Origin of the sequence: Micromonospora parva, from assembly GCF_000718515.1 — a bacterium.
GTDB classification, from domain to species: domain Bacteria; phylum Actinomycetota; class Actinomycetes; order Mycobacteriales; family Micromonosporaceae; genus Micromonospora; species Micromonospora parva.
On record NZ_JNZS01000022.1, the window covers coordinates 1 to 11134 of the forward strand.

Sequence of the window (11134 nt, forward strand, 5' to 3'; positions counted from 1 at the left end):
ACATAGGGGTCATTCCACGCCTCTCGGCAACCGAAACTGCAAGATCGCGGGGGCGCGGGGCGAAGCGCGGGCCGGCCGGGCTCCCTCGCGGGGGAGCCCGGCCGGTGCGGTCGAGGCCGTCGGCGGGCTGTCCGGCCGGCAGTCGGGGGGTGCTGCGGCGGGAGAGGTACGGACGGCGCGACCGCGCTCCGCGCGGTGGTTCACCTGCTCAGCTCGGCAGGCGGCCCCGCGTGGAGACGAAGTGGTACGACATGACGGCGAACCCGGGGTCACGCAGCAGCCGCCGGAACGCGTTCAGTTGCTGGGGCGACAGCCCGGCGGCCAGCAGGTCCGGTTCCAACTGGCGGGAGTTGGTCTCGTACAGCGACGTTCCGGTCGACCCGCCGGCCCAGCTCTGCGAGTGGGTGATGGTGTCCAGGTCGGTCAGACCGGCGAGGGCCATCTCGGTGTGCACGTCCTGCGCCCAACCCAGGTCGGCGCCGTGCTCCTCCAGGACACCCATCATGGCGTCCATGACCTGCGCGAAGAGCTTCGCGGCGTCGTCGGTCGGTGCGGTGAGCACCCGCTGCGGTGCGGTGCAGTCGAACTCCTCGACCACCAGCCACCCGCCCGGCGCCAGCGCGCCGGTGAGGGTGCGCAGGACCCGGCGGCGATCGGGGAGGTGCAGCAGCACCAGCCGGGCGTGGATCAGGTCGAACGCGTCACCGGGTGGCGGTTCGGTGCGCACGTCATGCCGGCGTACCCGCAGGTTGCCCTCGGCCACCAGGTGGGTGGGGTCGATGTCGGTGGCCAGCACGTGACCGTCGTCGCCGACCGCGCGGGCGATCCGTCGGGCCATCGAGCCGCCGCCCGCCCCGACCTCCCAGCACCTCGCGCCCTGTCGCAGCACCGGGCCGGCCAGCCGGCGCGTGGTGATCGGATCCAGGAAGGACTCCAGCGCGTGCATCTGCGCGACGGCGTCCGGTGCGCCGTTGTCGAACGTGTACGTGTCATCGCTCGTGACGGTTGTCATCGGTGTCCATCTCTCCGAGAAGGGTCGGGTGACTCGAGCACTGTCGGGTGCCTACGGGGTGTCGGCCCACAGCCGAGGGGTCGGTCGGTTGGGTGGGGGCGGCGCGACGGCGGCGATGCTCACCATCGCCGCCAGCGGGGCCGGATCGCGGCGGGCCTCCACTGTCGGCCGGTCGTAGACCATCCGGCCGTACTCCAGCACCGCCACCCGGTCGGCGATCTCGATGGCGTGTTGGAGTTGCTGCTCCACCAGCAGCACGGTCAGGCCGTCGGCGGCGAGATTGTTGACCAGCTCGCGGACCCGCGCCGCCAGATCGGGCGAGAGGCCCTCGCACGGTTCGTCGAGCAGCAGCACCCGGGGCTGGCCGAGCAGCGCACGGGCTATCGCCAGCATCTGCTGCTCGCCGCCGGAGAGTTCGCAGCCGCGGTGTCGCAGCCGCGCCGCCAGCCTCGGCAGGAGGTCCAGGGTCCGGGCGACCGTCCAGCCCTCGCCGCCGGAGGTGCGGGCCCGCCACGGCGCGGCCGCCAGGTGCAGGTGCTCGGCCACCGTCAACCGGGAGAAGACCCGCCGGCCCTGCGGTACGAGACCGACGCCGGCCTGGGCGATGCGGTGCGGTTGCCGGCCGGCGACGTGCACCCCGCCGACCTCGATGCGACCGCTGGACGGGCGGACCAGCCCGGCGATGGTGTGCACGAGCGTGCTCTTGCCCGCCCCGTTGCGGCCCACCACGGCCTGGATGCTGCCCTGGCGCACCCGCAGGGTGACCTCGTGCAGGACGGTTCCCCCGCCGTAGCCGGCGCAGAGACGATCCACAGTGAGCATCACGCCACCCCGTCCGCGTAGGCCTGCCGCACCAGCGGCGAGGTACGGATCTCGTCAGGTGTGCCGGCGGCCAGGGTCCGACCGTCGCGCAGCACCGTGACCGTGTCGGAGAGGGCGTACACCAGGTCCAGTCGATGTTCGACGAGCAGCACGGCGACGGCCCGGGGCAACGCCTGGAGCAGCTCGACCAGTCGGCCGACCTCGACGGCGGACAACCCGGCCGCCGGTTCGTCGAGGAGCAGCAGGCGGGGGCGACCGGCCAGGGCCATGGCGATCTCCAACTGGCGTCGTTGCCCGTGCGCGAGGTGCCCGGCGGGCACCGCCGCGACGGCGGTGAGCCCCATCTGTTCCAGCAGCGGACCGGCCAGCTGCTGCGCGGCGCGCCGACGTCCGGCCGGCCACCACCGGCGGCGGGGGATGACCCGTGGCAGCGCGGCCACCACCACGTTCTCCGCCGCGGTCAGCGTCGCGAAGACCGCCGGTCGTTGGTGGATGCGGTTGATGCCCCGCCGCGCCCGGCCCGCCGGGCCGAGCCGACCGATGTCCCGTCCGGCGAACCGCACCGTGCCGCGCTGCGGCCGCGTGGACCCACCGAGCACGTCGAGCAGGGTGCTCTTGCCGGCCCCGTTCGGGCCGATCAGCGCGTGCCGCTGACCGTCGTGGACGCACAGGTCCACGCCGTCGAGCGCGGCGAGTGAGCCGTACCGCACGCTCACCTCCTGGGCGTCGAGCAGGCCGGTCATCGGCCCACCTCCCCGACGGTGGCCCGCTCCTGGGCGGCGGGCGGGTCCGGCTGTGGCGCAGCGGCCTCCGACAGCCGAGACCGGGCCCGGTTGACCCCGGTGGGCAGCAGGTAGACAGTCGCCACGAACAGTGCGCCCAGCACCAGTGGCGCGTGGCCGGGCAGCACCCCGAACAACCAGTCCCGGACGGCGATGACCAGCGCCGCGCCCACCAGGGCGCCGCCCACCGAGGCGGTGCCCCCGATGACCACACCGAGCAGCAGCAGCGCCGACGTGTCGAAGCCGAAATCGGCGGGGGAGATGTACTGCTGGGCGACGACCAGGACCGACCCGGCGGCTCCGGCGATCGCCCCGGCCGCGATGTGCGCGCCGGACAGGTGCACCGCCACCCGGTGACCGCTGGCGCGCAACCGCGTCTCGTCGTCGCGGCCGGCCCGCAGTACCAGCCCGGCGCGGGTACGCAGCAGCACCAGCACCGCGCCGACAAGCGTGGCCACGACGACCAGGGCGTACAGGTAGCGACCCTGGTCGCTGGCGAGCGCCGGGAGCCCCCAGAACGGGCGGACCGCGGGGACACCGGCCAGCCCGTCCGTGCCACCGGTCACCGACCGCCAGCGCCCGAGGACGACGACCACGAGTTCGCCGATGGCCAGGGTGATCATCAGGACGATCACCCCCCGGGCGTGCACGACGAGCGGCACGATGAGCGCGGCCAACAGCGCCCCGGCGCCCGCCGCGACGACGAGCTGCACCACGCCGACGTCGGAGACCCGGCTGCCGACCACGGCGCAGGCGTAGGCGCCCGCCGCGTACGGTGCGGTCTGCCCGAGGGTGGGCATGCCGGCGACGCCGGTGAGCAGCGCCACGCTCACCCCGACCAGGGCCAGCGCCAGCGTCCGGGCGAGCAGCGCCGTGGTGTAGTCGTCGACCACCCAGGGCGCCACGACCAGGCCCACCAGGACGAGCGCCGCGACGGCACCGCGTGCCCGTCGGATCACCTCGCCGCTCATGCCGTCCGCCACCTGACGGCCAGGCCGCGCGCCCGCGCCGCCAGCACCGCCGCCATGGCGGCGAACAGCAGGAACGGTGCGGCGGCCGGCAGCAACGCCACGCCCAGCGTCTGGATCTCGCCGATCGCGAGCGCGGCCAGCAGGGTGCCGGCCATCGACCCGAGACCACCGAGGACGACGACCACCAGGGAGAGCAGCAGCACGGTGTCGGCGGTGTCCGTGCCGGGGCCGATGATGGGCGCGCCGAGGACCCCGGCCGCGCCGGCCAGCGCACCGGCGGCGGCGAGCACACCGGCCCGGATCCGCGCCGGGCTCACGCCCAGACAGGCGACCATCTCCGGGTCGTCGACGGCCGCCCGGACCAGCATCCCGGCCCTGGTGCGTCGCACCACCAGGTAGAGCGCGGCGGCGAGCACCGCCGCGACGACGATGAACACCAACCGGTACGCGGCGTAGCGGTGACCGGCGACCATCACCGACCCCTCCAGCGTGGCGGGCACCTGGACCTGCGGGTCGTCGGGCCCGAAGCCGGCGACGAGCAGGCTGCCGCCGGCCAGCGCCACCCCGAACGTCAGCAGCGCCTGACTCAGGTGACTGCCGGTGGCGACCGGTGTGAGCAGACCGGCCAACAGAACCCCCGCCGCGGCGGCGGCCAGCACCCCGACCGCCAACGCCAACGCCAGGCTCGCCCAACCACCGTCGAGCAGCGCCGCGGCGGTGTACCCGCCGATCGCGTAGAGCAGGCCGTGCGCCAGGTTGAGGATGTTGGCGACGCCGAAACAGAGGACCAGGCCCGACGCCGCGACGAAGACCAGCAGCCCGTAGGCGACTCCGTCCAACGCCGGGATCAGGTACGGGTCGATCCGGTTCGTGCCGACCGCCACCGCTGTCACCGGCCGACGGTCGCGAGGTCACCCACGACGGTGTTGGACAGCGCCCGGCCGTCCTGGCGGACCTGCCGCAGGTACCACTTCTGCACCGGGGAGTGCGTGGTGGTGGAGAACTGCCAGGTGCCGCGCGGGCTGGCGATCTGGCCGAGTTGGCCGATGGCCGTGTTGATGGCCTCGGGGGTCGGGTCGCTTCCGGCCGCGCCGATCGCCCGGTCCAGCACCGCCGCCGCGTCGTACGAGGCGAGCGCGTAGGTCGTCGGTGAACCGTCGTGCTTCGCCTTCCACGCCGCCACGAAGGCGCGGTTCTCCGCGTTGTCCAGGTCCGGCGAGTAGTTGAGCACCGAGTAGATGTCCCGGGCGGCGTCGCCCTGCGCGTTGAGCACCCCGCCCTCGGTGAGGAACCCGGCCGCGTACAACGGGATGTCCTTGATCTCGGACTGCGCGTACTGCTTGACGAAGTCGACGGCGGCGCTGCCGGCGTAGAAGGTGTAGACGGCCGCCGCGCCGGAGGCCTTGATGCGGGCGAAGTACGGGAGGAAGTTCGTGGTGGCCGGGAACGGCGTGAAGGTCGTCTTGCCGTCGGCGTTCGCGAGCTTCCCGCCGATCTTGCTGAACGCGTCGGTGAAACCGCGCAGCTCGTCCCAACCACCCTGGTAGTCCGGGCCGATCGCGTACACGGAGCCCTTCACGTTGTCGCGGACGTGCTGGGCGATCGCCGCCCCGGGCTCGTCGGACAGGTACGAGGTGTGCCAGATGCGGGAGACGTCCTTGAGTTCCGGCCGACCGTTCGAGCCGACCAGTGGCACCTTGGTCTCGTTGAGCACCGGGGTGACTCCGGCGACCGAGCCGCCGCCGACGATGCCGGTGAGCGCCGACACCCGGTCCTGCTTGAGCAGCTTGGTCGCCGCCGGGACGGCCGTCTGGGCGCCGTTGCCCTCGTCGGCGACGATGAGGTCGACCTGCCGGCCGCCCAACTTGCCGTCGTGGGTGTCCAGGTAGAGCTGGAAGCCGTCGCGGATCTCCGTACCGACGGCCTGGTACGTCCCGGACAGCGACGCGAGCAGGCCGATCTTTATCGAGCCGCCGGCGCTCGGGCCCGGCGCGTCGTCGCCGCAGGCCGTACCGGTGGTCAGCACGGCCGCGAGCAGCGCGGCGGTGAGGGCACGGCTGCGCCAAGGCGTGGTGAGAGGCATGTCTGACTCCAGAGGAAGGGGAAGGGTCTCCGGCGTGGGGGTGCCGGGGTGGTCAGCGAGTGCGGGCGAGCGCCGCTCGGGCAGCCGGGGTCAGTGCGTCCCCGATCCGGTTGGCCAGCTCGGTCATCTCGTAGGAGACCTTGCCCACGTCGCACTCGGGGGCGGCGAGCACCAGCAGCGAGGCGCCGTCGTTGAAAGCCATCGAGAACATGAACCCGCCCTCGAGCTGCGTGACGTTGGAGATCACCGCGCCGGCGTCGAAGAAGGCCGCCGCCCCGCGCAGCAGGCTGACCAGCCCGCTACCCGTGGCGGCCAACTGGTCGGCCCGGTCCGGTGGCAGGTCGCGGGTGGCGGCCACCATCAGGCCGTCGCTGGAAATGGCGATCGCGTGGCTGACCTCGGCCGCGCGCGCCGCGAAGTTGTCCAGCAGCCAGCCGAGATCCTGTTGGTCGCTCACGTGCTCTCCTGTCGCGTCATGAGTTGCCGCTGTTGATCGGGGTGCGCCGTCGGTTCGCCACGCCCCGCGCGTACGCGGCCATCGCTGTCGCCACCTGCGCCGGGTCGCGGTACTCGGACCGTTGCTGCTGCTGGGGCACTGTCACACCGCCGGGCACGAGGTGCCGTTGCGGCTGCCGTTTGGGCAGGCCGGAGTTGGTGGTGGTGGCGACCTCGGGGGTCTGCGCCTGGGCGGCGGTACGCCAGGCGTCGTCGGCGGGGCTGGACCACTGCCGGCCGTTCTGACCGTTCGGGACGTCGACGACGTCGCTCTGGAACCAGTGGTTGACCTGTTCGAAGATGAGGAGCTCCTCGGTGGGTGCGTCACCCCGGTCCGGCGGTGGGGGAGTCGACCGGAACACCGGCGCCGCCGGCAGGGTCCGCTCCGCCGCCGGGCGTCCGGCGGTGGGTTCGGGGCGCGGCTGGTACGGCGGCGGCGGGTTGGCCGTGCGCGCCGCTCGCCGCGACAGGCGTCCGGGTGCGAGCAGGTACTCCTCCGGTGGCAGGGACCGGATGATCGCCGCGGGCAGTGTCGCCTCGGCGAGGACGCCGCGTCGGGGACCGCGTCGCAGTTGGACGGTGGCGCCCAGCCGGGCCGCGAGCTGACCCACCACGACCAGCCCCATCGCCCGTACGGCGGCGACGTCGATGGCCGGTGGGTGGGCCAGCAGCTCGTTGAGTTGCTGCATCCGCTGTGCGGACAGCCCCACGCCCTCGTCGCTGATCTGGACGATGACGCGGTCGCCCAGGCTCCGACCGCTCACCCAGGTCTCACTGCCCGGTGGCGAGTACGTCGTGGCGTTGTCCATGAGTTCGGCGAGCAGGTGCACGACCTCGTCGACGGTCTTGGCGGCCACCGCGACGTCCCCGTCGATCATGCCGAGCCGGACCCGCGCGTAGTGCTCGATCTGGGACAGCGCCGCCTGGAGCACCTGTTGCAGCGGGACGTCGCGCTGGCGTACACGACCCACGCCGACACCGCCGAGCACCAGCAGGCTGGCGTTGATCCGGCCCATCCGGGTCGCCAGGTTGTCCAGCGTGTACAGCTGGTCGAGCCGGTCGGGGTCGGTCTCGTCCCGCTCCACCAGGTCGACCTGGGCCAGGACGGCGTCGACCAGCCGCTGTTCGCGGCGGCTCAGGTGGATGAAGATGTCGGCGGTGTTGGCGCGCATGACGGCCTGTTCGGCGGCGGTCCGCACAGCCGCCTGGTGCACGGCGTTGAAGGCCTGGCCCAGCTCGCCGATCTCGTCGTCGCTGGACGGTTCGAGGGCGGCACTGGACTGCTGGTGGGCCAGCTTCTGCGGGTCGACGGTGGCGCTGCCGGGCTGTTGGAGCTGGGCCACCACGGCGGGAAGCTGTTCGAACGCCACGGCGTTTGCCGCGTCCCGTAGGCGGCGTAGCCGTCGGGTGATCTGCCGGGCGACGGCCCAGGTCACCAACGCGGTCAGGATCAGGGCCAGGATGACGCCGGCCGCCTCGGCCACGGCCCGACGGCGCTGGTCGGCGTGCGCGGCCCGGACGTCGTCGCGGACCGCGTCGTCGACCCGGGCGCGCAGGTCGGCCAGGCGGGTGGCGCGCGTCTGGGTGGTGGACACCCAGTCGTCGGTCTCCAGTTTCAGCTGCGAACCCGGCTGTGCCCGGGACACCTCGTCCTGCATCCGTTGCAGGGCGAGCGCCTCCTTGCCGGTGCCGGCCTGCTCCCACCAGAGGCTCCACTCGGGTGGGGCCAGCGCCAGAAACGACAGGCTCGACTCGGTGTAGCTGGTGCGGGCCGCGGTGATGTCCTGCTGCATGGCCGGGGTCAGCTCGCCGCCCGCGACGGCGCGCAGCACCGCCACCTGCTGCTGACCGATGGCCTCGGCCGTCTTCGACAGTGCTGCCGAGGCGCGGATCCCGTCGGCGAGTTGGGCGTCCACCACGCCGTGGGAGACGTTCTCCCGCAGGTTGATGAGGTCGGCGATGGCGATGCGGTAGCTGAAGGTCATCGCGGACACCGACGCGTGGGTGGCGGTGCGGACCTGGGTGCGCAGCGGGGCGAGGCCGTTCAGCGCCGCGTCGATGCGCCGCATCAGCTCGGGGTTGGCGTCGTTGTCGGCGGACAGCCGGCCTCGCTGCGCGCGGTAGCGGGCGACGGCTTCGTCGGTGGCGGCCACCTCCGCGACGAAGGCGTCCTGCTGCTCCGGCCGGGCGTAGGTGAGCAGGTCGGCGGCGGCGATGCGTTCGCGTTGCAGCCGGTGGGCCAGGTCGCCGGCCTCGGCACCGACCTGTGTCAGGAGCTGGAGGTCGCTGGCACGGGCCGTCTGGCGTGCGCTCTCGGTCAGTGCGAGACCGGCGAAGCCGATCACCGCGATGAGCGGGGCTGCCACGATGAGGCGCATCCGACCGGCTATCTTCCAGCCGCGTCGGCGCGTCGGGTAGGGTCTGGCCGCGTGGGACCGGGTGCTCGACGCCAAGATTGACTCCCACGACTCGTCGATGACGGTCTATCCGCACGTTGCCGAATGCAAGTCCCATTCGGCCGGAAGCCGCGCTCGTAGACCAGACCTGGCCGTGGTACAAACTGCCCGTACCAGCATCTGTACCCAACGTCAGCGACCGGTGACGCCGCGCGGTCGTGGCGGATCCGCCGGGTCAGCGCTGGTTGTCGGGGGGCCCGACCGGTGGGTGCCGCCGCTGCGGGTCGTCCGGTTCGGGTTGGCCGTTGAGCACCTGGCCGATCAGTTCGCGCAACTCGTCGATCGCGTCCACGACGGCCTCCGGGTCCCGCGCGTCGCGCCGCCCACGCTGACGCGGCACCCGCCGATCCAGCCGGGCCGGCTCCGGCCCGCGCGGGCCCCGGCGACCGTCGGCTGCCAACTGCTCGGCCGCGACCTGCGGCCAGAGCGCGGCCAGTCGTCCGCCGGTGCCGAGCACGTCGTCGCAGCGCAGCGCGAACTCGTGGCTGCCGAACCGGCGACCTGACTCGACCGCGGCGACCGTCTCCCGGCTGAACCGCACCAGATCCGCCAGGGCCCGTTGGGTCAGGCCCCGTTTGACGCGACAGTTGCGCAACTCCCACCGGAACCGTTGACTGGCCGCGGAGTGAGCCGAGCTCGACGGGGACGTGTGCTCCATGCGCTCACCTTCGTGGAACGGACATTCAGCGACCGATGAGGGATCGAGGCCGGCCAATGAGCGGGACATTCGCAGAGAGCAATTCTTAACCCATGATGCGGTGGGTGTGAAGACGTTCACCGGCATGGATCGTCGGGCAAAGCGCGAACGGCGCGGGCCGGACCGGTGCCGGCACGGAGATGCGCCGGGCGGAGCGGACAACCCTCGCACGTCCCCACCCCTCGACCCGTCGGTAGGTCGACATCGCCGGCGCTCAGCCGGCGCGCACTTCGGCCGTCGCGCCACCGCGTGCCACCGGCTCGTCCGAGGACGCCGGGATATCGATTGTCGCGAGCAGTCTGCGGTGCGCACGAAACGCGACATTGGGTTTGTATGAACGATGTTGCTCCGGCGACAGTCGGAGGCCGGGAATGGTTTGGGCGAGTCGGCTGATGGCGATGCCGGCCTCAAGTCGTGCCAATCCCGCGCCGATGCAGAAATGTGGACCGTGACCGAACGACAGGTGGTTGCCCACATCGGGTCGGTGTGGGTCGAACCGGTCCGGGTCCTGGAATGCCGCCGGGTCCCGGTTCGCCGCGCCGATCAACAGCAGGCAGCGTGCCCCGGCGGGGATCGTCACCGCACCCACTGTGACGTCGCGGGTGGTCACCCGGAGCCAGCCGTCGATGGCCGGCGCGAACCGGAGCGTCTCGGCCACGAAGGCGGGGACGAGCCCCGGATCCGCGGCGATCGCCGACCACCGCCGGGGATCGGACAGGGCTTGGTCGAGAGCGTGAGCGAGCAACCCGGCGGTGGTCTCGTGCCCCGCGACCAGGAGGTTGAAGGCAAGGCTCGCCACCTCGGGCACCGTCAGGACGCTGTCGTCGTCGTCGCGGTAGGTCAGGGCCCGGCTGATGAAGTCGTCGCCCTGCTGTCCACTGTCCACCCGTCGGCGGACCAGCTCTTCGCAGTAGTGCCAGAACTCCAGCAGGCCCTGCGCCAGGCGTACCTGCTCGGCCGGGTCGGGCTGCCCCCAGATGAGGGCGATCTGACCGTCCGCCCAGCTCCGGATCCGCCCGATGTCCGCGTCGGGCACCCCGAGGATGTCCAGGACCACCAGCAGGGGAAGCTCGGTCGCGAAGTCCGGGACCAGGTCGACCTGCTCGCCCTGGCGGGCGGCGAGACGGGACACCAGCTGCTCGACCCTTCGCCGGACGATCGCCCCGTACTCGGCCTCGACCCGCTCGGCGGTGTTCGCGAAGGTCGCCCGCAGGGCCCGGCGGGTGCGTGGGTGCGTCGGTGGGTCCGCGGCGGCCGTCGTGGGTGGCGCGTCGATCTGCATGATCACGCTCAGTGCCGCCGGGCAGACCTCGTAGACCGGAACGAGGGTGAGGGCATTGGCGAATGTCGCGGCGTCGGCGAGGGCCCGCCGGACGTGTGCGTGTCTGCTGATCAACCACAGGTCCAGATCTTCGGCGTAGTGCGCGCCGCCGGGATCGTCGAGAATGCGCCGCCACACGCCAGCCGGGTCGGTGAGATAGACCCTACTGAAGGGATTCAGACGCATGGAAAGCCTCCTGACGCACGCGGCGCGAAACCGGCAGCGCCCCCATTTGGCGATCCACTTCGGCGATGCCGATAATGGCGCTCATCTGCCTCTGGCCCTTTACGGTGCGCTGGCCAGGCGTACAAGTCAAGATTGGTTTTCGTCTATTTATTGCTCGGCCTGATTGCGTGTTGCAACAGCCGGGCGAACCTGGCGGGATGCAACTTGCGGCACGGCCCTTGCCCGGAATAGCCGACCCGGTCGGACGGTGCAATCGACTCGCCGATTCCCCTCATGACCGGGGAAACGACCCCCGGGACGACGAGTGAC

10 protein-coding genes are annotated in these 11134 nt (G+C 72.2%); all 10 read right to left on the reverse strand.

The features are described from left to right. Nucleotides 1-208 precede the first annotated feature (208 nt). The 10 genes from IF22_RS0125565 to IF22_RS0125605 all read right to left on the reverse strand — a co-directional run bounded on the left by IF22_RS0125565 (nucleotide 209) and on the right by IF22_RS0125605 (nucleotide 10825). Nucleotides 209-1012 (reverse strand): class I SAM-dependent methyltransferase, encoded by an 804-nt coding sequence (locus IF22_RS0125565; protein ID WP_030336252.1) that lies wholly within the window; start codon nucleotides 1010-1012, stop codon nucleotides 209-211. Nucleotides 1013-1063: 51 nt separating this feature from the next. Further along, the gene (locus IF22_RS0125570) at nucleotides 1064-1834 is read right to left on the reverse strand and encodes an ABC transporter ATP-binding protein (protein ID WP_030336254.1); all 771 of its coding nucleotides are present in this window, start codon (nucleotides 1832-1834) and stop codon (nucleotides 1064-1066) included. Then, a complete protein-coding gene (locus IF22_RS0125575; protein WP_036412301.1) occupies nucleotides 1834-2577 on the reverse strand; it encodes an ABC transporter ATP-binding protein in 744 nt (247 codons plus the stop codon). The genes IF22_RS0125570 and IF22_RS0125575 overlap by 1 nt, the downstream gene beginning before the upstream one ends. After that, on the reverse strand, nucleotides 2574-3587 hold the full coding sequence (locus tag IF22_RS34005; protein ID WP_156057879.1) for a branched-chain amino acid ABC transporter permease: 1014 nt from the start codon (nucleotides 3585-3587) through the stop codon (nucleotides 2574-2576). Before IF22_RS34005 ends, IF22_RS0125575 begins: the two co-directional genes overlap by 4 nt. Then, nucleotides 3584-4480, reverse strand: coding sequence for an ABC transporter permease subunit (locus tag IF22_RS34010; RefSeq protein ID WP_051708784.1), 897 nt, complete (start codon nucleotides 4478-4480; stop codon nucleotides 3584-3586). The genes IF22_RS34005 and IF22_RS34010 overlap by 4 nt, the downstream gene beginning before the upstream one ends. Next, nucleotides 4477-5670 carry an ABC transporter substrate-binding protein gene (locus tag IF22_RS0125585; protein WP_030336258.1) on the reverse strand — a complete coding sequence of 398 codons (1194 nt, stop codon included), beginning with the start codon at nucleotides 5668-5670 and terminating at the stop codon, nucleotides 4477-4479. Before IF22_RS0125585 ends, IF22_RS34010 begins: the two co-directional genes overlap by 4 nt. Nucleotides 5671-5722: 52 nt before the next feature. Beyond that, nucleotides 5723-6127: a roadblock/LC7 domain-containing protein gene (locus IF22_RS0125590; protein ID WP_030336260.1), complete on the reverse strand. Its 405-nt coding sequence runs from the start codon at nucleotides 6125-6127 to the stop codon at nucleotides 5723-5725. 16 nt (nucleotides 6128-6143) lie between these two features. Next, nucleotides 6144-8543, reverse strand: a complete 2400-nt coding sequence (locus IF22_RS0125595) for a sensor histidine kinase (RefSeq protein ID WP_051708785.1) — start codon at nucleotides 8541-8543, stop codon at nucleotides 6144-6146. A 253-nt stretch (nucleotides 8544-8796) separates the two neighbouring features. Next, nucleotides 8797-9279 carry a helix-turn-helix transcriptional regulator gene (locus tag IF22_RS35500; protein ID WP_030336264.1) on the reverse strand — a complete coding sequence of 161 codons (483 nt, stop codon included), beginning with the start codon at nucleotides 9277-9279 and terminating at the stop codon, nucleotides 8797-8799. A 253-nt stretch (nucleotides 9280-9532) separates the two neighbouring features. Beyond that, nucleotides 9533-10825 carry a cytochrome P450 gene (locus IF22_RS0125605; RefSeq protein ID WP_156057885.1) on the reverse strand — a complete coding sequence of 431 codons (1293 nt, stop codon included), beginning with the start codon at nucleotides 10823-10825 and terminating at the stop codon, nucleotides 9533-9535. Nucleotides 10826-11134 lie beyond the last annotated feature (309 nt).